The sequence below is a fragment of the Secundilactobacillus mixtipabuli genome (assembly GCF_002217925.1).
GTDB lineage: Bacteria > Bacillota > Bacilli > Lactobacillales > Lactobacillaceae > Secundilactobacillus > Secundilactobacillus mixtipabuli.
On record NZ_BCMF01000002.1, the window covers coordinates 98,833 to 122,180 of the forward strand.

23 protein-coding genes are annotated in these 23,348 nt (G+C 44.3%); 7 read left to right on the forward strand and 16 right to left on the reverse strand.

The annotated features are described in order from the left end of the window. Positions 1 to 19 precede the first annotated feature (19 nt). Together IWT5_RS01850 and IWT5_RS01855 are read right to left on the reverse strand one after the other, a co-directional pair. Positions 20 to 3,118 (reverse strand): AAA family ATPase, encoded by a 3,099-nt coding sequence (locus IWT5_RS01850; protein ID WP_089108257.1) that lies wholly within the window; start codon positions 3,116 to 3,118, stop codon positions 20 to 22. Further along, positions 3,115 to 4,257: an exonuclease SbcCD subunit D gene (locus IWT5_RS01855; protein WP_089108258.1), complete on the reverse strand. Its 1,143-nt coding sequence runs from the start codon at positions 4,255 to 4,257 to the stop codon at positions 3,115 to 3,117. The genes IWT5_RS01850 and IWT5_RS01855 overlap by 4 nt, the downstream gene beginning before the upstream one ends. A gap of 179 nt (positions 4,258 to 4,436) precedes the next feature. Here IWT5_RS01855 and IWT5_RS01860 point away from each other — a divergent pair, with 179 nt between their 5' ends. From IWT5_RS01860 to IWT5_RS01875, 4 genes are all read left to right on the forward strand, one after another. Next, a complete protein-coding gene (locus IWT5_RS01860; protein WP_089108259.1) occupies positions 4,437 to 4,934 on the forward strand; it encodes a methylated-DNA--[protein]-cysteine S-methyltransferase in 498 nt (165 codons plus the stop codon). 68 nt (positions 4,935 to 5,002) lie between these two features. After that, positions 5,003 to 5,575 carry an LOG family protein gene (locus tag IWT5_RS01865; protein WP_089108421.1) on the forward strand — a complete coding sequence of 191 codons (573 nt, stop codon included), beginning with the start codon at positions 5,003 to 5,005 and terminating at the stop codon, positions 5,573 to 5,575. Positions 5,576 to 5,686: 111 nt separating this feature from the next. Next, positions 5,687 to 6,175: a hypothetical protein gene (locus IWT5_RS01870; RefSeq protein ID WP_089108260.1), complete on the forward strand. Its 489-nt coding sequence runs from the start codon at positions 5,687 to 5,689 to the stop codon at positions 6,173 to 6,175. 101 nt (positions 6,176 to 6,276) lie between these two features. Next, positions 6,277 to 7,074, forward strand: coding sequence for an alpha/beta hydrolase (locus tag IWT5_RS01875; protein ID WP_089108261.1), 798 nt, complete (start codon positions 6,277 to 6,279; stop codon positions 7,072 to 7,074). 55 nt (positions 7,075 to 7,129) lie between these two features. Here the strand turns inward: IWT5_RS01875 and IWT5_RS01880 are convergent, their stop codons facing one another. The 3 genes from IWT5_RS01880 to IWT5_RS01890 form a co-directional block, all read right to left on the reverse strand. Then, a complete protein-coding gene (locus IWT5_RS01880; RefSeq protein WP_089108262.1) occupies positions 7,130 to 7,600 on the reverse strand; it encodes a glutathione peroxidase in 471 nt (156 codons plus the stop codon). Between the two features lie 138 nt (positions 7,601 to 7,738). Continuing rightward, positions 7,739 to 9,133 (reverse strand): NADPH-dependent oxidoreductase, encoded by a 1,395-nt coding sequence (locus IWT5_RS01885; protein ID WP_089108263.1) that lies wholly within the window; start codon positions 9,131 to 9,133, stop codon positions 7,739 to 7,741. Beyond that, the gene (locus tag IWT5_RS01890) at positions 9,133 to 9,762 is read right to left on the reverse strand and encodes an NADPH-dependent FMN reductase (RefSeq protein WP_089108264.1); all 630 of its coding nucleotides are present in this window, start codon (positions 9,760 to 9,762) and stop codon (positions 9,133 to 9,135) included. The genes IWT5_RS01885 and IWT5_RS01890 overlap by 1 nt, the downstream gene beginning before the upstream one ends. A gap of 308 nt (positions 9,763 to 10,070) precedes the next feature. Between IWT5_RS01890 and IWT5_RS01895 the strand changes: the two genes are divergently transcribed. Together IWT5_RS01895 and IWT5_RS01900 are read left to right on the forward strand one after the other, a co-directional pair. Further along, positions 10,071 to 10,643, forward strand: coding sequence for a PadR family transcriptional regulator (locus IWT5_RS01895; RefSeq protein ID WP_089108265.1), 573 nt, complete (start codon positions 10,071 to 10,073; stop codon positions 10,641 to 10,643). Further along, positions 10,621 to 12,195 (forward strand): MFS transporter, encoded by a 1,575-nt coding sequence (locus tag IWT5_RS01900; RefSeq protein ID WP_089108266.1) that lies wholly within the window; start codon positions 10,621 to 10,623, stop codon positions 12,193 to 12,195. The genes IWT5_RS01895 and IWT5_RS01900 overlap by 23 nt, the downstream gene beginning before the upstream one ends. Positions 12,196 to 12,250: 55 nt before the next feature. Here IWT5_RS01900 and IWT5_RS01905 read toward each other — a convergent pair whose 3' ends face one another. The 7 genes from IWT5_RS01905 to IWT5_RS01935 form a co-directional block, all read right to left on the reverse strand. Then, positions 12,251 to 12,895: a TetR/AcrR family transcriptional regulator gene (locus tag IWT5_RS01905; RefSeq protein ID WP_225360186.1), complete on the reverse strand. Its 645-nt coding sequence runs from the start codon at positions 12,893 to 12,895 to the stop codon at positions 12,251 to 12,253. A 12-nt stretch (positions 12,896 to 12,907) separates the two neighbouring features. Beyond that, on the reverse strand, positions 12,908 to 14,053 hold the full coding sequence (locus IWT5_RS01910; protein ID WP_089108267.1) for an ABC transporter permease: 1,146 nt from the start codon (positions 14,051 to 14,053) through the stop codon (positions 12,908 to 12,910). Further along, positions 14,050 to 14,775 carry an ABC transporter ATP-binding protein gene (locus IWT5_RS01915; RefSeq protein WP_089108268.1) on the reverse strand — a complete coding sequence of 242 codons (726 nt, stop codon included), beginning with the start codon at positions 14,773 to 14,775 and terminating at the stop codon, positions 14,050 to 14,052. The genes IWT5_RS01910 and IWT5_RS01915 overlap by 4 nt, the downstream gene beginning before the upstream one ends. Positions 14,776 to 14,884: 109 nt before the next feature. Beyond that, on the reverse strand, positions 14,885 to 15,130 hold the full coding sequence (locus tag IWT5_RS01920) for a YdeI/OmpD-associated family protein (RefSeq protein WP_089108269.1): 246 nt from the start codon (positions 15,128 to 15,130) through the stop codon (positions 14,885 to 14,887). Between the two features lie 42 nt (positions 15,131 to 15,172). Then, positions 15,173 to 16,171 (reverse strand): zinc-dependent alcohol dehydrogenase family protein, encoded by a 999-nt coding sequence (locus tag IWT5_RS01925; RefSeq protein WP_089108270.1) that lies wholly within the window; start codon positions 16,169 to 16,171, stop codon positions 15,173 to 15,175. Positions 16,172 to 16,193: 22 nt separating this feature from the next. Continuing rightward, positions 16,194 to 17,066, reverse strand: a complete 873-nt coding sequence (gene scrK, locus IWT5_RS01930) for a fructokinase ScrK (RefSeq protein WP_089108271.1) — start codon at positions 17,064 to 17,066, stop codon at positions 16,194 to 16,196. A gap of 179 nt (positions 17,067 to 17,245) precedes the next feature. Beyond that, entirely contained in the window at positions 17,246 to 19,591 is a 2,346-nt protein-coding gene (locus tag IWT5_RS01935) for an NAD(P)H-dependent oxidoreductase (RefSeq protein ID WP_089108272.1), read from the reverse strand. Between the two features lie 170 nt (positions 19,592 to 19,761). On the opposite strand from IWT5_RS01935, the gene IWT5_RS01940 reads away from it, so the two are divergent. Then, on the forward strand, positions 19,762 to 20,673 hold the full coding sequence (locus IWT5_RS01940) for a LysR family transcriptional regulator (protein WP_089108273.1): 912 nt from the start codon (positions 19,762 to 19,764) through the stop codon (positions 20,671 to 20,673). A gap of 12 nt (positions 20,674 to 20,685) precedes the next feature. On the opposite strand, the gene IWT5_RS01945 is transcribed toward IWT5_RS01940, so the two are convergent. From IWT5_RS01945 to IWT5_RS01960, 4 genes are all read right to left on the reverse strand, one after another. Continuing rightward, on the reverse strand, positions 20,686 to 21,243 hold the full coding sequence (locus IWT5_RS01945) for a matrixin family metalloprotease (RefSeq protein WP_143443071.1): 558 nt from the start codon (positions 21,241 to 21,243) through the stop codon (positions 20,686 to 20,688). Positions 21,244 to 21,901: 658 nt separating this feature from the next. Beyond that, complete coding sequence (gene crcB / locus IWT5_RS01950; protein WP_225360187.1) at positions 21,902 to 22,252, reverse strand: fluoride efflux transporter CrcB; 351 nt, start codon at positions 22,250 to 22,252, stop codon at positions 21,902 to 21,904. Further along, entirely contained in the window at positions 22,249 to 22,647 is a 399-nt protein-coding gene (locus IWT5_RS01955; RefSeq protein ID WP_089108274.1) for a fluoride efflux transporter FluC, read from the reverse strand. Before IWT5_RS01955 ends, crcB begins: the two co-directional genes overlap by 4 nt. 196 nt (positions 22,648 to 22,843) lie before the next feature. Next, the gene (locus IWT5_RS01960; protein ID WP_089108275.1) at positions 22,844 to 23,284 is read right to left on the reverse strand and encodes a hypothetical protein; all 441 of its coding nucleotides are present in this window, start codon (positions 23,282 to 23,284) and stop codon (positions 22,844 to 22,846) included. Between the last annotated feature and the right edge of the window lie 64 nt (positions 23,285 to 23,348).

Here is a 23,348-nt window from a genome sequence, read left to right on the forward strand (position 1 = left end):
AAAGCTTAATTGTCGCTACTTAGGGAACAACAATCGTAGCTGTGGACTTCCCTTGCCCCATTGGTTGAACTTGAATCTGGTATGGCACTGTCTCCTGCAGTAAGGTCACATGGCTAATAATACCGATCATCCGATTGCTGCTTTCAACGTTTTCCAGTGCTTGCATGGCCGTTGAGAGAGATTCCTGATCCAATGAACCAAAACCTTCGTCAATAAATAAGGCATCAATACTGATCCCTCCTGATTCATTCTGGATGGATTCACCCAGCGCCAGTGCTAAACTCAGCGCAGCAATGAAGCTCTCGCCACCAGAAAGTGTGTGGACACTTCGCGTTTGCCCAACATTGTCATCGTAAACGTCAATTTCCAACCCGGTGTTTTTCTGATAAGCCCCAGCTTCTAAATGCAGCTGCATCGAATAACGGCCTGAACTTAACTGTTTAAGATGCTGATTGGCGATACTCAAGATTTCAACTAATCTGGCTCTGAGAACATAACGTTCCAAGCTTAATTTATTTTCCCCGCCACCAGCGACTGTTTCAACTAATAATTGAAGTTCGTTTAGCTCATCCAGCTGGGCGGATACTTGTTGGGTCGCTGTCTTAATCTGGTTCAAGATATCACCATTAACCGTCACTTGCTTTTGTTTTTCAGCCGCATCTTGCTGAATAGTTTTTAATTGATCATTAAGGTCATTTAACCTTGCTTGACTGGGACCTATATCAACAATCGTCTTATCACCAACTAACTGCTGATAAGCCGCAACGGCTGCCTTTGCGGAAGTTAATGCCTGCTGATAATTCTGAACTGACTGCTTCAAGGAGGTGATTTCATCTAACTGACTGATCATCGTCACAAACTGTTCCATCTGATTTGGACCAAACTGCTGCGTCACCGCCTGCTCCAACGCTGTCGTTATCAACGTCAGCTTTTGTTGTGTCTCCGTCAATGATGCATCCGCATTCGTTAAATTAGCCTGAATCGTTGCAACGGCTTCCTTACTTTGTTGAAGCGCCAGATTGGTTTTTTGTACCTCTTGCTGGTAGTCAGAAACCTGAGCTTGTTGCTGTTGCAGGTAATGATCAAGAGCAGCTAAATCTTCAAATTGATCAGGCAACTGCTTTTTTGCTTCAGCCAACTTTGTTTGGGTGGTCTGCTGTACTAATTTTGCCGTTTGAACCTGTTCTTTACACGTTTGCAGCTGCCGTTGCAAGCCATTGATTTCAGCAGACTTGGTGTGCTGGTCAATAAGCGCTTGATCAATCCCCTTCAATTGCGCTGTCACCGTTTCAAGTTGCTGTGTTGTTGTCAATTCTTCGTCAGTGACTTGTGCCAATAAATCTTTAACGGGTAAATCGATTGGGACTTTCAACTGCTCTTTTAGCGTTTTCTCCCGTTCAGTCGTTTCTTGATTCAATTGATCAAAGGCCTTTTGGTCAGCTTCTAAAAAGGTCTGCGCTTTGGTTTCTTGATCCTTCAACTGCTGTAAAGAACGTTCCGCACGCTTAACGGTTTCATTGTCCACAATTTTGGTGTTGGTCGAAGCAAATGGTGCCGGATGGTCGGTACTACCACAAACTGGACACGGTGTGCCAGGTTTCAACTGTTTAGCTAAAACAGCAATTTGCCCTGCTAACCACTGGTTTCTCAATTCCTCAAAATCGGCGTTCGACCGTTTTACCTTATCGCTAAGAGCCGCCAGATTTAATTGATCATCCGTCAGCGTTTGTGCTTGCTTTGTGAGTTCCGATTGCTGTTCCAGTAGCTGACTAACCTGTTTTTTAACCGTGTTATGCGTACTTAACGCGGTGGTCAACCTTGCGCTGGCTTTAAGTAACTCAGGTTGTTTGCTGATTTGCTGGTTCAATTTTTCAAGTTGAGCCTGTTGCCTCTCACTATCCGACTGCACTTTTAAAAGCTCGGTCTCCGCTTTCGTACAATCTGCAATTTGCTGGGTTAATGTTTCATCCAGCTGACGGACCTGCTCATAAAGTGGCCGTTGTTTGGTTAGGATGACAAGGTCTGACTGAACTTTTTTAATGACGCTTTGTTGCTCCATCAATTGGTTCTGCTGGTTCTGGAGTTGTTGGGCGTTTTGGGTTTGGGTTTTTAAGTTTAAAGTTAAAGTAACTTTTTGCTGATTAACCTTTTGAAGCTGTTGCTGTAATTCTTGCTGTTTTTCATAATCATGGCGTTGTTCGCTCACCCAGTTCAGTTTCGCCAAGCGTTGCTGCGTGTTTTCAATTTCAGGCTGCTGTTCTTGGAGTCGCCTTTTTTCTTCTTGCTTGCTATTTAGTTTTGCAATATTTTGATTCATGTTCTGGTCAGTTTCAATTTGACGAGTCAGCTGATTCACCTGTTGCTGCGTGTCCGCTAACTTTGTTTTAACGTTCCCTAATGCCGTTAAATCAGCTTGATATTGTGTTTCAAGTTGCGCCAGATCATGGTTCTCACCTGGTTGGGTCCAGTGCACGCGCTTCAGCCCCGTATCAATAACTGACTGTGCCGTTTTGATTTTCTCACGTTGCTGTGCTAACTGCTGTTTTAGTGCAGCAGCCCAATGCTGAAATAATTGGGTGCCAAATACTTTTCTCAAAATGGTTTCTTTCGCACTACTATCTGACACCAAAAACCGCCGAAAGTCGCCCTGCGGTAACAGCACGATCTGAACAAACTGTTTTCGACTGATTTGTAAAATATCAGTTAAAGTCAAATTAATTTCCTGCAGCCGAGTTATTTCGTCAACCTTTTGACCTGCTTTAAAAATTTGAAGTTTGCCAGTACTCCCATATTCTCGCGTACCGGTCCCCCGCTTTTTGGCTAAAACCTGTTTAGGCTGCCGGGTCACTTCATATTCCACACCTTTATGTTCAAATCTTAACGTCACTTCAGTAGGCGCATCTGGTTCCGCAAAATCCGATCGTAAGGCTTGCGGATCACGATCATCGCTGGCACTTTCACCGTACAGTGCAAAAGTTATGGCATCAAAAAGCGTAGTCTTACCGCTCCCAGTTGGTCCAGCAATGAGAAAGATTGAGGCTTCATCGAGTTTCCTAAAATCAATGGTTTGATGCTCATAAGGACCAAAATTAGTCATTGTTAATGTTAAGGGCTTCATGCCTGCTCACCTTCTTCACGTGCTGTCTTCAGTGCCGCTGTTGCCCATTTTTCCTGTTGAGGACTCAACGGTTCTTTAGCGACCTCCTCATAAAAATCGCCTAGTAAGGTCATGGGTGATTTTTGCTGAATCTGTTGGCTAGACTCGCCTTGATAGCCAACCTGAGGTTCAAAGCCATCCGTTCGGCCCAAAGTCACGATTCTTGGAAAAACATCTCGTAACCTGGCCATAACGTTTGGTATCGGCTGCCTATCTGTCAGCGTCACGCCAACATAATCTTCATGATTCACGTTATCATCATCAGCTGTAGCCATGAGGTCAGCAAAACGGCCGGTGATCTGTTTAACATCATGAATCGGCGTGATGGCTTTAAAGGTCAACTGGACTGGTGTCTGATCCGTATCCACGAGCCAAACCCCTTTCTTTTGACTCGCTTCTGACAACGAAAACTTAACGGGGGAACCGCTGTATCGTGCCGTTGGTAATTGAAGGGCGTCTTTCACATGTAAATGCCCCAACGCGACGTAATCAAAATCAGCAAGCAGATCCGTTGGCACAGCTGCTAGTCCACCCACGGTTAAATTCGTTTCTGAGTCGGTGGTTGAACTGCCAGCCGCAAAGAAATGAGCCACTAAAACGTGTTTTTTTGCTGGGTCAAATTGTTGCTTCATCTCGGTGACCACCCGCGCAAAGGCTTGGTCCAAATGTTGCAAAGACTTATCATTGAAGTACTGTTGCGCATCAAAAGGCTCAAAGTAAGGACACAAAAACAGTTGCGTATCCCCGACCTCGACAGGTTTAAACGCCTGACTCAAATCCGTATGCAGGTACAGATTTGTAGCTTTGAACCAGGGTGTCCCTGTCGCCAGCCGAGTTGCACTATCATGATTACCCGAAATAGCGTAGATTGGCAGATGATCCGTTAAATTTAGTTTTTGCAGCATCTCATCAACCATTGCCACAGAGGTTTCTGCAGGCAAACGTCGATCATACAAGTCACCCGCAATGATGATCCCGTCAACCTGTTCTTGCTGCGCAATTTGTTCGATTTGGTCAAAAGCATTTTGTTGTTCGTCACTTAAATCAAAGCCATGAAGTCGCCGGCCAATATGCCAATCAGCTGTATGTAAAAATTTCACTGGTATCAATCCCCGTTCGTATAAGTTAAGTTATATTCTAGCAAAATAACGTCACCTGTGAAAGAGAACAGGCGAACATATTTTCGATTTAGCTTTTTTCATTCTTAAACTCATCATTTCACTTGCGAAATGACTTAAAATAACCTAATCTGCAAGTAATTCAAAAAGGAGCTCACAGTATGTTACAGACAACTTATGATTCACCACTTGGTCAATTGACGCTCTTAGCCAATGAAATCCATTTACTGGGTCTCTGGTACCAGAACCAAGCCCACTTTGGTGCCCACTATTCTCTAAAGACAATTGATCATGGAACATCACCGATTCTTCAGCAGACCATCCGATGGCTGGAGGACTACTTTAACGGCCATCATCCTGCCATTGCGCCGTTACCATTACACCCTCAGACAACCCCTTTTCGCCAGCAGGTTTATCAGATTCTCACCACGATTCCCTATGGTCAGACCATGTCTTACCAGCAAATTGCCGATCGCCTATCTGAGCTTAACAGCCCCAAAATGGGTTCTGCCAGAGCAGTTGGTGGTGCCGTTGGCCATAATCCAATTGGGATCATCATTCCTTGTCACCGCGTCATTGGTTCAAATGGCAGTCTAATTGGCTACGCTGGCGGCTTAAAACGAAAAAGACAGTTATTGGCTTTTGAACAGCGAAATTAATCAGGATTGTTATATACAATGGTTAATACATAAAGCAAAATAGCGCCATTTAGGAGGTATTATTAATGATTTCAAAAATAGCAGTTTACTGTGGTGCTGCAACTGGCAATCTACCCGTTTATCAAGAAGCAGCAACTCGTTTAGGCCATTACCTTGCTGATCACCAGCTAGAATTAGTTTATGGTGGCGGTCGGGTTGGCTTAATGCATGTTTTAGCGAATACTGTCATCAAGGCAGGTGGCAAAGTTCACGGTATCATGCCAAAGGAATTGGTAGCCCGTGGCGCCGCAGCCACGAACATTACTGATTTAACGGTGGTTGACAGCATGTCGCTCCGCAAGCAACAAATGCTTGAACTGGCAGATGGCTGCATCGCCCTTCCCGGTGGCCCTGGCACCCTTGAGGAAATCGTTGAAGCCTACTCTTGGGCCAGAATTGGTGACAATCCCAATCCTTGTGTCTTCTATAACGTGAACCATTACTATGACCCTTTAGCGGCTTTTTTTGATCAAATGGTGCAACAGGGATTCCTCACAACTGAACATCGGGAAAAATTATTATTTTCGAACAGCTTGAATGAAATATTTGACTTCATGAACAGTTATACCCCACCGACCATTCGAACCAATTATCAAAACTAGTGTCGGTGCCCATCAAAACAAGATTAGCGAGTCTTTTGAGTTAAAGTTTTATCATTTATTAGTTATAATAAAATTAAAGTTAAGCCTTCATTTTTAAAGGGGGGATTTGCCATGCTTTCTGATGTTCACTATGCCACCCAAGTGCAAACTGACGTTTCTCAAGTCCTTATTTCGTTAGATAAACAAGCTAAATGCCACTTAAGAGCCACGGGTTCGCAATTAGTTTGCCTAGTCATTTTATTGGCTTCTACAATCGGTCTAATGAGTATCCCGCCACTATCTTTGATGGGCTACACGACGGTAAGCCTGCATGACGTATTCGCAAATCCATTTGATCAATTTTTAGTCAGCTTGATTGTGATGTCCTTTTGCATTTCCTGGATTTTTTGGTTCCGCGATCTTAAATATCAGTCCCTTTCCGCAAAATATGAAACGCTTTGCAAACATCATTCAGAAATGATCAAAACTTCTGCACCGTTGACTGAATTGAGCGCTCATTATCAACATCTGATGTCAATGGCTACTCACTTTACCGTTACCAGCAACGTTGTTTTTCTGGCCTTTTTAACCGCCATTATTATTTATCACCTTCACCCCTAATTTCATTGGGGAAGTGTGCTGTTGGCACAAAGCCAAATGCTTGATTTTGTCTCACTTTTTTGCCATACTCACCGTGAATTGATCCTTTGGAGGTGGGTAAAATGCAAGTCAAACATGATATTTCTTATGATGAAAATCGTCATTTAACGCTTGATGCTTACCACGATGGTACTAAACCATTTTTAGGCCTCATCATCGATATCCACGGTGGTGGCTGGTTTCGTGGTGATAAAGTTAAGGATGAAGATTGGGCAACCCGTCTAGCTGAGTTGGGCTATATGGTCTTAGTTCCTAACTATCGTATGACCCCTGATGTTTACTACCCTGAACCCCTATCCGACATGGCATCGCTTATGGAATGGATTTCTCGTAGCGAATACAACCAAATGCCAATCGGAGTGGTGGGTTCCTCTGCCGGAGGCAATATGGCAGTAGAAATGGCAATTCGTTACGGTATTCCTGCCGTTTCACTTTCAGGTATTTTGGACATCGATGATTGGCTGTCAAAACATCAAGACGTTGTCGCAGTGGAAGGTGATACTAGCGGTTTTAACAACCAGGCTAGTGCAACCATCAATCAGGACGGTGCTAATGATTCGTTTTATAAATGGTTTGTGATGAACTACTTCAATCAGCGAACCGATGAGCTCACCGCGGCAACACCGGTTCATCGTGTCACCAGTCAGACGGGGCCAATGTACCTCGCCAATTCACTTAACGAATTTGTGCCAACCAGCGGCGTCCTAGCCATGGCCAACGCCTTAACCGCAGCAAATGTTCCCTTTGAATTAAACATGGTCACTGGCACTCGTCACGCCAAGGGTTATCTGGATGAGGTTTTCAATGAGACCGTCGACTTCTTAAAACGCCACGTTTTGGTTGAACATGTGGACATGTAGTTAAGAAAAAGTCTGAAGAAACTAGCTAAACTAGTCTTCAGACTTTTTTCTGCACTTATTTGGCCAATGCCTCAACGATGACAGGCTCTATCTTTTCCGGCTTGGTCACCGGTGCATAACGGTGAATCAGCTGACCATCCCGGCCAATTAAAAATTTAGTGAAGTTCCATTTGATTTTACCGTGCCCCGCTGTCGCTTTTAAATAAGTAAACAACGGGTCCTCGCTATCACCATTGACTTGAACCTTCTTAGTCATTGGGAACGTCACGCCATAATGCATCTGGCAATAGGCTTGCGTTTCTTCATCTGAATCGAGTTCCTGACGAAACTGATTCGACGGTAAGCCAAGCACCTCAAAACCTTGCCCATGGTACTGTTGATAAAGCCTTTCAATTTCTGCCAACTGTGGTGCTAGACCGCACTTGCTGGCCGTATTGACGATCAACAGAACTTTTCCCTGATAATCAGCAAAGTCAATGGGCTGCCCGCTCATTTCTGTTTCTTGAAAGCTGTAGATATGATTCATACACTGCCATCCTTTCTGTACTAGATTGTGTACAACCAATATACCGCTTTCAAGTCATTACTACAAGTTTCATGCCAATAAAAAGACCCGTTTAACCGTCAAATGATAACGGTTAAACCGGTCTTTTTTGAGTTCATTTTAATGTTCTGAAGCGCCGGTCGTTGCATCAGTATCCGATTCCGGTGCGGATTCTGGCTTCTGTGCAGGGGCTGAATTCTCAGCTGCTGTGTAGCCAGGTTGAGCTTCCTCAGATGCCCCAGTCAGTGAATCCATGTCAATTGGATCCTTTGCGGGTTCTGGTTTTGCCGAAGCCGTTGATGCCGAAGCGCCACTAGTAGCGTCCGTGGATGGCGTTGAGTGCGCTGAAGCACCGGTAACAGCATCCAATCCAGTGATTGGTGACATTGGCACAGCATCCGGATCCTTAACCAGTTTCTGGCCAGTAGCCGCTAAGTAATACTTCAAGATTGGCATGATATCGATAACGAGTTCGTTAACACCACGGTAGCGACGATTTTCATCGCGCATGGCACGATAATAGTGCATCACGTGCTGATTAGGACCTGTTTGTGCGGGCATTGAAACCACGTCACTTTGCCCTGTACGCAGTGCATAGAGCACTTGCTTAACGTGTTCGATCACTCGTCCGGGGTGAACCGCACTGAGTGGATCACCAGCCTGATCAGGGGTTCTGGCAGCTAGCATCTGTGATGCCTCTGCATTGTGGTTGTAGTAAATGAACTGGTTGTTATCGTCAGCAAACGTTAATTCACCGGCCATTGAGTTTAGGAAGTAATTCAGTTGGTCAACGGTTAAGAGACCCCGATCCAGCTTAACATAGTCACCACCGCTAGCAGCATGGGTCTTCTCAGCCGCTTTTTCAACCCACTCTGGATCGTTCATATCGACCCCTTCAACAGTTGTGTTAACGGGATGCTTTGAATCCATATCTTCTTCGTGAGCATTCTTTGGATCTGGTGCATCCATCATTTCAATCACCTTCATAAACGTCAAGAACTTCTTCATGACTGAGTCAAGGAAACCGACTGTCCGAGCATCTTTTAAACTGCCATCTGCATTAAAAGCTTCCTTAGCGTTACTCAAAAGAAATTCGTTACCCGGCATAACAAAGGCATTAACCCCTGGTGATTCCAAAATTTGCTTCAAATGCAGCTGTGCTCGAGAAGACCCTTGGGTATGATAAGATGCTCCAACGATCCAAACTGCTTTGCCATTTAATGGATGAACGTTGTTTGACAGCCATTCAATGACGTTTTTCATTGCCGCTGGAACAGTATGGTTATGTTCCGGTGTCGCTAAAATAACACCATTGGCACCCGAAATTTTCCGTGCAAGTTCATGGACCACCGGGTTGTCATTGTGGTCTTCATCTTCATTAAACATAGGTACGTCGTTAATGTCTAAGATTTCAATATCAACCGTTTTTTTAAAGTGGTCACGGATAAATTCCAATAACATCCGATTATATGATTGTTCACCGATTGAACCGGCGATTCCAACTAATTTAACCATTATTTATCATCTCCTGTTGTCCCGTTATCCCAAGAAAATGTTGATGAGGCTTCCTGTTCATGGATCTGCTTAGAATGACCAAGTTTTTCTGTGAGATCAACAAATTCCAAGAAGTCATCAAACAAGCCATCCAGTTTTTGTGATTCAGTCGCTGATTTCAGGTCGCCATTGTCATCAAAGGCTTGCAGTGAGTGTCCAAGCAGAAATTCTGAGCTTGGTAATACCGTTGCCTTTAATTCTGGGGAATCTAAAATTTGACGCAACTGGGCCTGTGCTCTAGAAGCACCTAACGTCCCATATGAAGTGCCAACGATCATCACTGGTTTGTCCATCAGTGGATGAATGCCATAAGAAAGCCAAGCTAGCGCGCTTGATAATAGTGCTGGAATCGAATGGTCATATTCCGGCGTACCAATGATCACACCATCAGAAGCATCGATTTTATCTGCAATATCACGTGCTTGTTGAGGAATATAAACCTCTTCACTCTTCTTGAAGATTGGCAAGCCCTTCAGCTCGACCACCTCAATTTCAGCATCATCCGCATACCGCTTTTTCATATACTGAAGTAGTTTCCGATTAGTCGATTTAGCGGTATTAGTACCAACAAGTGCCACAAACTTTTTCATCTGTACATTCACCCTTTCTAATGGTCTCCACAGGACTGATTATTGAAGACCTGCTTGGACTGCAACGAGTTTAAAAAACCATTGTGAAGATTCAAACAAGTTAATTTAGCTCTTTTCTTACCTTGTATAATACCACGAAATTTCCGAAATGTTGACTAAAAATTCCATTATTTTACGAATTTAATATAATTTTGGAATTATTTTGTATCATAATTTTAAGAGAACACTTTAGCTAAATTAAATTTTGCTTGCATGACCCGTCGAAACGACCTATACTCGATAAGTCGTTCTGACCTATGGAGGCTTTTATGTACGAGTTATTGATTCTTGGCATGCTCATGTCACGGGATATGTCCGGGTATAAATTAAGGGGTGTCTTAGGCAGTGCCTTGGTCCCGCAACGCAAAATTTCAAATGGCGTGATGTATCCGCTCCTAGCAAAACTAGAAGCAGCTGGCGAAATTGTCTTCATTGAAGACCCCAACAACCCGCGAAATAAGAAATTGGCTCACATCACCACGGTTGGTCAAGCACACTTTTATGATCTGATGCAGCAACCTGTCGCTGACGGTGCAAGACGTGAATCCATTTACCGTTTTAAATTTCGTGGCCTGTTTGCAGTGGACCTTAACCAGCGAAAGCAGATCTTACAGGATTATGCCAACGTCGTTCAGGAAGATTTTAATATTTATAAAGAAGTTCATCAGCACTTACTGACTTTACTAACGGACGATGCCCCGAACCCGGCTGCTTTAATGGCTGGTCTTCACTCCATCGAGCTTAGCTTGGCGATTTGTCAGACCAAACAAAACTGGGTCACGCAATATTTAGCCGAAATTCATAATAAGGAGTTACAAAATGAGTCAAAAAACGAGTATTAAACAGTGGATCGCATTGGGCGCTATGGGATTAGGTGTCTTCATGGGCCTTTTGGATGTCACTGTTGTTAACGTCGCGCTGCCCACCATGGTCCGCGATTTCAGCACGACTTTCACTGACTTACAGTGGGTCTTAAACGCCTATACCTTAGTGTATGCCGTCACATTAATGATTATGTCAAAACTGGGCGATATGTATGGTCGAAAGAAGATTTTTCTGGGCTCATTAATTTTATTCGTCCTTGCTTCAGCTGTTAACGGAATGGCTTCTAGCCTACTGATTTTAGACATTGGTCGTGGTGTGCAAGCTATCGGTGGCGCCGGTATGATGTCCCTGTCAATGGCGCTGGTTGCCTCAAACTTTAAAGGTAAGGACCGCGGTTTAGCGCTTGGTATTCTGGGATCTGTCATTGGGGTATCCTCAGCTTCAGGGCCATTGATCGGCGGTTACTTGGTCGAACACTTTAGTTGGCCAGCGATTTTCTATGTCAATGTGCCATTTGGGATCTTGGCAGTAATTTTAACTGTTATTTATGTGCAAGAAACACCTAGTTATGGTGAAAATCAAAAAGTTGATCTGTTGGGAATGCTCCTTTCGGCAGCTGGTTTGTTTGCCATCATCTATGGTTTGATCGTTAAGGAAGGGCATACTCACTGGGACTGGGCCGATCTAAGGGTCAGCGGCTGGTTGATTGGCGGCACAATTGTCTTGCTATTATTCATGGTTGTTGAAGCTAAGATCAAGGATCCAATGGTCAATCTAAAGCTGTTCAAGAAACCGCACTTTATCGGTGTCGTCATTGTCGCCTTCACGTTAGGCGCTGGTTTTTACGCCTACAACACGTTTTTAACTGCTCTGATGCAAAATTACATCGGCTATTCAGCAACTGAAACAGGATTACGTCAATTAACCATTAGTGTCTGGTCGCTAGTCCTTGGCCCCGTTGTCGGTATTCTTAGTGCCCGCTACTCTAAAAAATGGATGATCAGCATCAGCATGTTGATCGGCGCTCTGGGCTTTTGGCTGATGGCACGGGCAATCAGTCCAACCGTGAGCTTCGTTGACCTTTGGCCAGGAATGGTTGGTATGGGGATCGCTAACGGGATGGTCAATCCACTGCTGAACACCGCGGGCATGGAAGGCATCCAGGCAAATGAAATGGGCATGGCTTCCGGATTGCTAAACGTCTTCCGCCAACTGGGAACCACTGTTGGTGTCGTTGGGTTAGGTTTGATGCAGGACAATCAGTATGAAACTTATTTAAATGGCCATCTGGCTTCAATTAATATGCCGTCACCAGCCCTTAGTGGCCTGAAGAAGGCACTGATTGACGCCGGGCCCTTTTCCGGTCACAACATTGCTTTCTCCAACCGACTCAGTCACGCGCCATTTGCTCACGATTTTCAACAGATCGTCATCAAGGCATATGATAATGGCATGGTAACCGTTGCTGTCAGTGCAGCGATTATCGCTGTGATTGGCGGCGTCGCAGCTGCACTGTTATTGCAGCACAATCCTAAATCCGCTGATATTACCATTAAAGAAGAGAATTAAACAATAAGGGACCTGATGACCAGCTTCACGCTGATGATCAGGTCCCTTTTTTAAATTATCCTTGACTGATCGCTCGGACGATTTGATCCTCAATCAACTGCAAGTCAGCATTTTCATCCGCCTTAATTTCCGGCATTAAAACCTGTCGTTGAATGAAGTAACTGATGAGCTGACCAGCAAGGGTCCGTAACACGGCAGCCGGAGACAAGTCATCACGCAAACTGCCACTGTTCTTGAGGGTACCGTAAATGGTATTAATAAACATGGGAGCCGTTTCGCGCATGAACTGCTGAAACATCGTTCGGGTGTCAGCGTTAGTCATGACTTGTGTCAGAAAAATCATGATCACTTCCTGATTCTTGAGCAAGAATTGGTACCGGTCCCGTACCAAAAAGTGAACGGCTTCTCGTAACGTCTTTGTCGCAGGAATACCAGCTAAAAAGGCTTCCCGATATTCTGGCAACACGTTATTGATCATGGGTTTTAAAATGGCCTCTAACAAATCAGCCTTGGTCTTAAAATACTTAAAGATAGTGGCCTGACTGATACCAGCGTGATTGGCGATGGCCATGGTTGAAGTCCCGTCATAGCCCTGTTTGGAAAACAACTCAAGTGCTGATAACATCGCCGCCCGCTTACCTTTGGGCATCTTTTGGTCAGCCAGCCAATCGCGGTAGCTGGCAGAAATTTTGTCTTGCAACTAACTCCCCTCCTATACTTTACGGTAGCGTTTAAGCCCCTTGACGTTCAATACGGTGAGTACCACTAAGAAAATCAGTAACACACCAATATCAAGCCCAAATGATGACAGGTTTTTGCCCTGCATCATGATTCCCGTAACCGCGTCACCAGAGTATTTAATGGGAATAATGTACGAAATATCTTTAATCCAACTGGCCATGGAGTCCATTGGGATGATCCCTGAGAAGAAGATTTGTGGGATGATCACCACTGGAATAAACTGAACCATTTGAAACTCCGAGTTAGCAAAGGTCGACAACAAGATTCCGAAGGCCAAGGCCACTAGCGCCAAAATCAGATTGATGACGATAATATTGAACACGTTACCTACAACTTCAACCCCTAATAACCAGATGGTCGCCATAACGATCAGGATCGTTTGAAAGATCGCCAGGATTCCGTAACTCGCCATGTAACCAATGACGATTTCATACCGTTTGACCGGGGTTGCCAGCAACCGTGATAGTGTGCCGCTCGTCCGTTCCTTCAATAGTGCCATCCCGGAAATCAGGAAAACAAAGAAGAACACGAAGAAGCCCATGAGGATAGGTAACATTTTATCAAAGAACCCCGTGCTTGAATCCCCGTACACGTAATGGTTAGTGATCTGTGGGGTTGCCAGCTTTTTTTGTACTGGCATTTGGCTCTGTACTTGTTTGCGAACAGGAGCTGGCAAAGTCTGCTGCAGTTTGGCGATTGTTTTTTGGGTCATGCCTAACTGCGACTTCATTTGACTAATACTGGTTTGCGTTAGCGCGTTTCTGAACGCCATTTTAACCGCTGCAGTTTTGCTGGAGTCCGTATTCGCGTACGTCAGACTGTAATCGTTGCCGGTTTTATGAATAATGGCATCCACTTTGTCAGCCTTCATCGCTTTTTTGGCCTTAGCTTGGCTCGTGTAATGATGGACATTGACGTGTTTGACCTTATCCAAATTAGTCGAAACGCTAGCCGTCACACCCACCGTACCTACGTTCACACTGGTCGTTGAATTGGCCGTGAAAATCACGCTCATCAACCAAAGCACTAAAATTGGTGCTAAAAACATCAGGGCCAAGGAACGCTTATCCCGCAGCATTTCAGTCAGCACCCGTTTCATAATCGCAACTGTTCTCATTTAAATTCACCTTCTGCCTTCAAAAAGACGTTTTCAATCGAATCAACCTGATACTGAGACTTTAATGCAGCCGGTTCATCAAACGCGATCACTTCGCCACCAAGCAATAACGCCACTTTGTCAGTTAACTCAGCCTCATCCATGACGTGGGTGGTAATCAGAATACTGCGGCCTTCATCACGAATCGCATTAAGTTCCTGCCAAATTTGTCTGCGCAAAGCAGGGTCGATGCCCACTGTCGGTTCATCTAAAACCAGCAGTTCGGGATTCCCCAGCAACGCGATCGACAGGGATAAGCGCCGCATCATGCCACCAGAATAACCGCTCACCCGTTTATCTAGGTCATCCTGCAGGTCAACCACTTCGGAAACATGAGCGATTGATTCGGTCAGTTCAGCCTTCTTGATACCTTTCATCTGGGCAAAGAACTTTAAATTTTCTCTGCCGGTCAGTGACTCGTATAAGGCATCCGTTTGTGCCATATAGCCGATTCGGGCTAACAGCTGCCGCTTTGGCATCACCTGCCCAAAAACGGTGGCACTGCCGCCATCAGCGACTTCCATCCCCAGTGCCGTTTTGATGACTGTCGATTTCCCTGCACCAGAAGGGCCAATCAAGCCAACAATCTGCTGTGGCATAACCGTTAAATTAACATCCTTTAAAACCGTCTGTTTACCAAATTTCTTAACTAAATGCTCTAAATCAATAATCGCGTCTACCATATCAACGCCTCCATTTAAGGTAAGTAATTGATTACTCACCAGTAAGTGTATACTCACTTTTACAAAAAGGCAACTAAAAAAGGGCTTCAGTTAAAAGCCCCTCCCGGTTTTAATCTTTAGTCCGTGAATCATAAGCCCGTTTAGACTTATAACCCGCCTTAAACACGGTTTTCATCACCGCAATATGACGTTCTTTAGTGGCATCAGCTTTTGCACCAAAAATGAATCTTGCCCATTCCCGTTGATAACCGGGTGTTAGGTCATTAAAAAATTGCTGCATTTTCGGTTCTGCTGCCAATAACTCGGCAACAGCTGGAATGTCCTTTTCATAATCAGCTAATGATTTTTGTGTCATTTTAATTTCCCCTTACTTTAAAAACTGCGACCCGAATTCAGCTTAATCAATCTTGACAACCGCCTTGGAGATATTAGGGACTTTATCTTCCAAAACATCAGCCACTTGAGCAAGGTTAAGTTCATGACTGATTAATGGTTCAACATCAACCTTCCCGCTGGCTAGCAGTGCAATTGAATCTTCAAAAGCGTTAGGGTTGATAAATGAGCCTTGGATCGTTAATTGTTTTTGATAGACTTCATAAGTATTCATCTGGAAATGCTGGTCTGGCTTACCAACGCCAAACATTAGTACCTGAGCACCTTTGCGGGTTGCTTCAACTGCAGCTTCTTGCGTCTGTGGTAGCCCAACGGCTTCAATCACAACGTCATAGTCACTGGGAATTTCGTCGCGAGTGGTGTTAAAGATGTTCGTGACGCCGAAGTGTTCCTGATTAAACTTCAGTTTTGTATCGATGATCCCTGCGAGATCGACCTGGTGAATGCCATAGGCTTGTAAAGCTTGCACAAATAATTGACCCATAAAGCCGTCACCTATCACCAGTGCTTTTTGATACGGCGTTAAATTCAGGAGCTGCACCCCATGAACAGCGCAGGAAAGCGGTTCAATCGTTGCTCCCGCTTTTAATGAAACCGTCTCTGGCAGATGATAGACCACTTCTGAAGGTGCTGTGAAGTACTCCTCAAGCCCGCCATCACGGGTAACCCCAACCGCTGACAAATGATCGCATAATTCTGGCCGGGCAGTCCGGCAATAAAAACACTTGCCGCAATAAATATTGGGGTCAACGGTGACGCGATCACCGACTTTAAAGCCTTCAACCGCGCTACCAACGCCTGCCACAATCCCCGAGTTTTCGTGGCCTAACACGATAGGTGGTACCGCGTTAGCAGAGCCGGGAAGCCCGTTGTATAGCGCATGATCAGTACCACAAATACCAGCAAATTTCGTGTTAACCAAGATTTCGTCGGCTTTAGGCGTTGGTTGTTCATGGTCTTCAATTGTCATTTTTTTGGTTCCAGTAAGGACTAAACGCTCCATTAATAAACCTTCCATTCTATATTTAATTTAAAGTCCGGTACGCTAAGGCAAAGTTACCAACTGTGGCCGACCCATTATTTTGGGCAAGCGGCATGGTAATGTACTCTTCCAATGTACCCACTGCTTGATAATCATTCATCAACACAGCAAATTGCTGACGCACTTTTTTCAAAAACGCTTCACTGACAACACCGCCACCGAAAACAATCTTTTGTGGTCGAATATGCAGGGTCGTTTGTAACGCAGCTTGCGCAACATAATAGGCCATGATGTCCCAAACATGATCCGATAAAGGAATATCTTGTCCCCGTTTACCGGTCCGAGCTTCAAAGGTTGGCCCAGCAACTAACCCCTCTAAACAATCCCCATGATACGGGCAGATGCCCTTAAAGTTTAAGTCATCGGGATGACGTTTTAACCGAACGTGGCCAACTTCTGGATGACCTAACGTCCCAATAAAGTTGCCGCCCAAAACGGTCCCCGCACCGACACCGGTGCCAATGGTGTAATACGTTAACGCCTCAATTGGTTGGCCAGCTAACTGCGCTAAAGTATATTCCCCAAACGCCGAACCATTGACATCAGTAGTCCAGTAAATGGGTAACTTAAAAGCAGCTTTTAATTGCCCAAGAAAATCAGTGTGCGACCAGCCCTTTTTGGGTGTATCCGTGATGTAACCGTACATCTCAGCTTGTTGCCGAATCTCAATCGGTCCAAATGAGGCTACCGAAATCGCCTTCAAATCTGGAAACTGTTTAAAAAAATCAATTGCTTTTTGAATCGTTTCTTCGGGTTGCGTTGTTGGATACTGAATGTGCGCCTTAGTGACGTATTTCTCGTCACCAACCGCGCAGACAAACTTTGTGCCGCCCGCTTCGATACTTCCCAATAACATGTCATTCACCAATCTTTATCTAATTTGAACAGTGCCTTAACACCTTCAGTAACTAATTTAGCATTTTATTTCTTAAATGAATAGACTCCTCAGGTAATTCAAGCTTTTATCATCGTGACTTTCGACGCGAAAAGCGCCATCTCAATCTAAATTGAAATAGCGCTCTTGAATTGACAATTCTATTTACATTTGCTTAAAGCATCCTTAACGGCATTTTTAATGGCTCGGCTAGATGATGATGCACCTGAAACAGCATCAACATCAGCGGTGTTTTGGGCCACGATTCGTTGAGGTAACTGTGTCAATGCGTCGGTGGCAACATCGCCAGTTTCATGCTGCCGCACAATTTCCACATTATCGATCCGGTTATTTGCCATGGTTACCCGGACAACCACTTGTCCGCCAATTCCTTCATTACTTTGACCCAAATATTGGTTGGCTTTTAATTCGATACTTGCAAGATCGTCCTGTTCAGCAATATCATTACGACCATATTTCGGCAAGGCTGACTGTAATTCAACCGCGTGCGTTGTTTTAGTCTTAGCTGCATTTTCACCAGCAATTTTACCAAAGATCAAACATTCAGCTAAATTACCACCCGCCTGATACATGTTGGCGTTAATCCCACCAAGTTCACCAGCACTATACAAGTGCGGGATAGGCGTGCCATCCGCAGCCAAAATTTCAGTCTTGGCATTGCGTTGAGGGCCACCCTGCGTGTTCAACACATCGTGGTTCACTGCCACCGCGTGGTAAGGTCCTTGTTCGTTAAAGACCCGTAACGAATCCTTCTGACGGCCAAATTGGAAATCTTCGCCAGCTGCCGCAAAATGATTAAATTGATGAACGGTCTGTTTCAAGATCTGTGGATCAGCGTCAATTTTAGCAGCAAGTTCTTCAATCGTTGCAGCCGAGATCACTTGTTCAAACCAGTCTGTATAAGGACTTTGATCGTCATTTTTAAGAGCTTGCCATTGCTGCGCATCAAAGACTAAGTGAGGATGCTCATTTGGCCGAACAACGTGCCATTGACCCTGTTCGTAAACGTGACCGTGGCGGTTTTGTTCGTCTTCCTTAGTGTAACGGCTACCGTCGTCACCCGCTAAGAAGATGGCACCCGTGAATAGTTTCGTATAAGTTGGGTTAATGTAGTAACCCCGTTCGCCTTCTGGCACGGAGAAGACCATCCCGTTGAGGATACCGAGTGATTCGTAGTTGCTCATATGCCATAACTTAGCACCAACTTCTTCACCCATTCGAACGCCATCACCTTGATTATACAAAGTCCCAAGCGGGGTCAAGTGTGTTGCACCCAAAAAGTTTTGAATCATGTCACGATTATTTTCGAATCCACCAACCGTTAAAACGACACCGTTGACAGCCCGAATATTCAGTAATTCACCGTTCCGTTCAATTTGAGCACCCAAAATCACTTTTGATTCTGGATCTTGAATCAAATGTTTAGCGGGCGAACTCAGCCAAATATCAATCTGGTCCTGACGATCGAGGACTTGCTGACGGAGAACTTTCCACAGCGAAGCATCAAAAATACCCTTATGAACAAGCGTGAAGTCAACCGTTTCATGACCATTAAATTCTGGATATTCAGGCAACGTATAGTTGATCAAGTGTAAATCATTTTTCGCAGAAACGGGTTTAACGTTTAAATAATTTTCGAGGTATGCGGGTAACTCAGTCATCCCATGGACGTATGTCGCCAACATCTCTTCGTCGTAGTCTTTGGGTGCGTAAAGAGATTTATAATAGGCTAACAGTTGATCGTAGTCTTCACCGCTATTCAAAAGCTGAGCCGCATAACGGGTGTTGCCCCCTTCATGTCCCAAGGGTGCTGCATCAACCAGTAAGACTTTTGCGTCATTATCAGCAGCGAACCGCGCTGCCGTTGCCCCTGCACCGCCAAAACCAATGACCAGGTTATCGTACACCGCGTCCCATTTGATTGCATCCACCAAGTCACCACCACGGTGAGTGACGGTCTTAACGTAATCGGTAAAAGCGGTCATACAAACCTTCAGCCATTCAACGCTCTTAGGATCCTTTAGACCGCCATCTTCATTAAAAGCATCCGGCGCGTTTGACAGCAGGAACTGATGGCCGGGCATAATAAAGGCATCCACTCCAGGTGCGTCTAACACTTGGCGAATGTTGATCTGGGCTAAATCGGTCCCCTGTTTCCCTAAAGAAACCCCCACGACCATCACCGGTTTTCCAGTGAACGGGTGCACGTTATAAGACAACCATTCAATGGCACTCTTCAAAGCGGCAGTCATCCCGTGATCATATTCTGGTGTCGAAATAATCACGCCATCAGCTTCTTGAATCACTTTAGCCAAGTCTGAGATCACTTGTGGGGTTTCCGTTTCTGATTCATTAAATAGCGGTAAATCTTTAATTTCTAAAACGTTAATTTCAATTTCTTCAGCGTAGTATCGTTTGATAAAGTTCAATAAAATTCGATTATAGGAAAATTCGGCATTGGTACCGACAATGGCAGCTAGTTTCATTTCATAACCTTCTTTGTTATTAATTTCACGTACCATTATCAGTTGAAATTTAATCCTTGTAAAATGCTTTTTAAAAGATAATAATATTACTATTTAGTTATCGATTAAGCGGATTTACCAGAACTTTATTCTTATATTGTACTTCTAATGACAGAAACGCAGGTGTGACAATGAATACCAACTTATTATTCTTTTTACAAACGATTCAAGAAACCGGCAGTATTTCCGAGACTGCACGCCGATTATACGTGACACAACCCTACGTCAGCCGGGTGATTAAAGAAGCCGAAAAGGAATATGACGTCGGGCTATTGGACCGGCGGCACCATCCCATTACCCTCACAATTGCTGGACGGCAACTTTTGGAATACCTTCGCTCCGCCCAGCAACTTCAAAAAAATATGTACCGTGAGATGGCAAGTCTGGCTAACCACCAAACCGACTACCTCACGATTTGTACCAATTCCTCTTTTGGCCACGATTGGTACGCAAAAATTTTACAGCACTATCTGACTAAACAACCCAACACTATCCTTAAAACGGTTGAACTTCCTTACCAAGAAGCCGAGAAGCAATTGCGTTCAGGCCTAGTCGATCTCGTCATCGACAAACCAATCAATGATAGCCGCTTTACCTATTTTCATATCACCGATTTTACCGTCCTCCTGATCATTCCGGCCACTTCGCCGATTTATGAGCCAGGAAGTGTTTGGCGAGATTATCAAAGCCTCGACTTAAAACAGCTGAATGGTCAACCTTTCATTAATGTGAATGAAGGCTCTTCCTTTCAGCAGATGGTCAACACGAAATTGCTCACTTTAAATATCTCAGTTAAGCAAGCCGTCCAAGTCACCAATTTACAAACCGCTACTTTTCTGGCCTATCAACAGTTCGGCATGTCATTTACACCCGACCTGGTTTTACGCACTTCTCACTTCACGCCGGCAGATAACGTCAACATCATCCGGATACCACGAGAAGTAATGTTCTTTGATTTCGGTTTAAACGTGCCGCAACGCTTGGTGAATAGTCCACTCACTCAAAGCTTAGTGGCCTCGATCAAAGAAACGATTGAACCTTAACCGATTACTTATTCACCAAAATGCCTCTTTAGTGGGCTCTACCGTTTCTGACTCAAATGGTGATTTGTAGAGCCGGTCACCAGCACCATCCGTGATCAGGGCATTGTTAGTTGTACTAGAGACCGTTACCGGTGGATTAATGAAGTATTGACTGGCTGGAATACTGTAAAGGTTGCGGACATTTTTCACGTCAACAGGCTGGATGGTCACGTAGCGGGTCGTTTTATACATCACACTTTGTTTACTTGGGTTGTGTGCGAGTCCCATCGCATGACCTAGTTCATGTTCCGCTACGTTCACGCGCTGACTGGTGGTATAGCCATTCTTTTTCAGTAATGTATCAACCAGGTGCAGCTTCACACTGATAATCCTCTTCGTGTCATCATGATCAACGTAGGCGACCCCAACTAAATTTTGTTTAATCAGCGTCGCTTCGTTGCTTTGAGCCGGGATAATGGTAATTTGAGCTGGGCCAGAAACAATCTTAAACCTGAAAACCTTCTTTGAATTCCAATTATTAATTGCCTTCTTCCAAACTTCCGAATAATACGTCCCTACTTTAATCTGCACAGTTGCCTGATTAGTTTCGAACCGCCACGGATTTACGACAGGGTGTAGCCCCGAAGGCCACTCCGTTCAAACTCAGTACCGATAAAATGAAAACGGCACTAGCTACGAGTACTTTTCTGAGCATGATCGTCACTTTCTCTCTTTGCTTGTCAAAAGCATTCAATGTATATAACTGAATATCTCTGGCAAACTTTATTTTACTTGATTCTGTCGGAATGTCCAAAATTTTGCTTGCAAAATTCAAGTGTTTTTGTTTGCAGGTAAAATTAAAAGTTGCTAAAATGCAGGCGTAATCAATTCAGTGGATTGATTACACGGAAACAGCTGTAGCCCGCTGCTTCTCTTATCATTCACTCGATCTGTGTTACTCCCCCCATGCAGTGACCTCTAACGTTAATACTGTTTCTAACACAGACCGTCTAGTTGACGTTTCCAAGCTACTGTCCCAGTTTGGAGCATTGACTGAATCCTGATCTTTCAGCATTCTCGCTGAGACGATATTTAAGCAGCCCGTCTCCCTATCCCTAAGACGAGCTGCTTTTTAATTTGACATAATGCATGTGCCACAATTCGCTAGATGCCACAAAAACATGCTTATCCCAAGATAGGATAGGCATATTTTATTGTTACAAGAGGTTGATTGTATATCTGTACGTGCTTAACTCATCATTCGGGTTACAAAAGCACCGATCAATACTGCCAGAACACCAAGGATTGCCGTACCCAGATAATACAGGCAGCCGCTCAACCAGCGATGCTCCCGGAAAAGTACCAGCGTATCTGTCATGTAGGTGGAAAAAGTTGTGAAGCCACCGCAAAAACCCGTTAACAAGATCAGTGACCAGGTTGCTGGCAACATGGCAGTTGCGAGCACGCCGGCAATAAATGCCCCCACCGTATTAATGATCAATGTCGCCACAGGAAAAGTTTGTGCCCATTTTTTACCGGCCATCGTGATCATATAGCGTATTACAGCACCTATACCCGCGCCAATTCCAATCAAAATCAACGTTTACGCCCCCAGCCTAGCGATGTGGCCACTAGATAGCCAGCTAAAGCCGCCAACAGTCCCAAGATGAGGTTCAAGGCGAAAATAGTCATTGCATAATCTGGCCTGCCTGGGACGTTTTGAACTAAATTTAAGACCAACGTTGAAAAAGTTGTGAATGCACCAATAAAGCCCGTTCCTAAACCCACGATCAACCAATTAGGAACATCAAAGAAAATCACTAACCCATATGTAATGAACGCCAGTAAAAAACTACCCGCTATGTTAACGGTGGTGGTCCCCAGCAGCGAAACTGAATCGTGGAGCAGCTGATCAACCATAAATCGAGCGAAACCACCCAGAAAGCCACCAATAAAGACGGCTAATAAATCAACTAAATTCATTTTAAACTTCATAGCAGCCTCCCTCTTTTGTTATTTCCATCATTGCGGTTGCTTAAAGCCAATGGTCAAGATTATATCAAAGTGTGCTCATCTGTACAAACACCATTCATCAACTAACGGTAATTGATAAATAAAATAGCCCCATAACACCGGTTGAAGGTGATATGGGGCTATTTTCAGGTCATTATATGATGTTTAAAAGAAAAATTTATTTATAGTACCAATAACTATACTTGTGACCAGCATACTTGTGCCCATTATTGATGGTTAAATAGGTCATGAGATGAATTTTATTGCCGATTTTATGGAATTTATAATAGAGCATTTCTTTTCCACCAGTATAAACTTTCTCGTGACCCTTTACATAGTAGTACTCGCTACCAGACTTATGATGATAGCTTTGATGATTAGTCCAAGTTGGATCGCCAAAACCGCCACTATCAGTAATAGAATCTTTACCAATGCTCAGTTGAAGTCTGTAATGGGTCCCAGCGGCTGCAATTGGCTTCGTTTTCCACGTCCCTCTTAACGCAGTCGGCGTCCCCTTATGCCAAGTTGTTGCATGGGCGGTCGTTTCCTGACTCACACTTAATCCCAGCACCGCAATGAAACCCGCCATTAAAAGTTTCCCATAGCTAATTAATTTCATACTGAATTCCCCCCAAAGAATTATTTACTGTTATTCTACCATAACTTTGTGATTAAATTCAGCT

Excerpts from the sequence above, each read along its gene's own strand:
- IWT5_RS01850 (WP_089108257.1), bottom strand. The coding sequence starts at position 3,118 with ATGAAGCCCTTAACATTAACAATGACTAATTTTGGTCCTTATGAGCAT.
- IWT5_RS01860 (WP_089108259.1), top strand. The coding sequence starts at position 4,437 with ATGTTACAGACAACTTATGATTCACCACTTGGTCAATTGACGCTCTTA.
- IWT5_RS01870 (WP_089108260.1), top strand. The coding sequence starts at position 5,687 with ATGCTTTCTGATGTTCACTATGCCACCCAAGTGCAAACTGACGTTTCT.
- IWT5_RS01875 (WP_089108261.1), top strand. The coding sequence starts at position 6,277 with ATGCAAGTCAAACATGATATTTCTTATGATGAAAATCGTCATTTAACG.
- IWT5_RS01880 (WP_089108262.1), bottom strand. The coding sequence starts at position 7,600 with ATGAATCATATCTACAGCTTTCAAGAAACAGAAATGAGCGGGCAGCCC.
- IWT5_RS01885 (WP_089108263.1), bottom strand. The coding sequence starts at position 9,133 with ATGGTTAAATTAGTTGGAATCGCCGGTTCAATCGGTGAACAATCATAT.
- IWT5_RS01890 (WP_089108264.1), bottom strand. The coding sequence starts at position 9,762 with ATGAAAAAGTTTGTGGCACTTGTTGGTACTAATACCGCTAAATCGACT.
- IWT5_RS01895 (WP_089108265.1), top strand. The coding sequence starts at position 10,071 with ATGTACGAGTTATTGATTCTTGGCATGCTCATGTCACGGGATATGTCC.
- IWT5_RS01900 (WP_089108266.1), top strand. The coding sequence starts at position 10,621 with ATGAGTCAAAAAACGAGTATTAAACAGTGGATCGCATTGGGCGCTATG.
- IWT5_RS01910 (WP_089108267.1), bottom strand. The coding sequence starts at position 14,053 with ATGAGAACAGTTGCGATTATGAAACGGGTGCTGACTGAAATGCTGCGG.
- IWT5_RS01915 (WP_089108268.1), bottom strand. The coding sequence starts at position 14,775 with ATGGTAGACGCGATTATTGATTTAGAGCATTTAGTTAAGAAATTTGGT.
- IWT5_RS01920 (WP_089108269.1), bottom strand. The coding sequence starts at position 15,130 with ATGACACAAAAATCATTAGCTGATTATGAAAAGGACATTCCAGCTGTT.
- IWT5_RS01925 (WP_089108270.1), bottom strand. The coding sequence starts at position 16,171 with ATGGAGCGTTTAGTCCTTACTGGAACCAAAAAAATGACAATTGAAGAC.
- scrK (WP_089108271.1), bottom strand. The coding sequence starts at position 17,066 with ATGTTATTGGGAAGTATCGAAGCGGGCGGCACAAAGTTTGTCTGCGCG.
- IWT5_RS01935 (WP_089108272.1), bottom strand. The coding sequence starts at position 19,591 with ATGAAACTAGCTGCCATTGTCGGTACCAATGCCGAATTTTCCTATAAT.
- IWT5_RS01940 (WP_089108273.1), top strand. The coding sequence starts at position 19,762 with ATGAATACCAACTTATTATTCTTTTTACAAACGATTCAAGAAACCGGC.
- IWT5_RS01955 (WP_089108274.1), bottom strand. The coding sequence starts at position 22,647 with ATGAAGTTTAAAATGAATTTAGTTGATTTATTAGCCGTCTTTATTGGT.
- IWT5_RS01960 (WP_089108275.1), bottom strand. The coding sequence starts at position 23,284 with ATGAAATTAATTAGCTATGGGAAACTTTTAATGGCGGGTTTCATTGCG.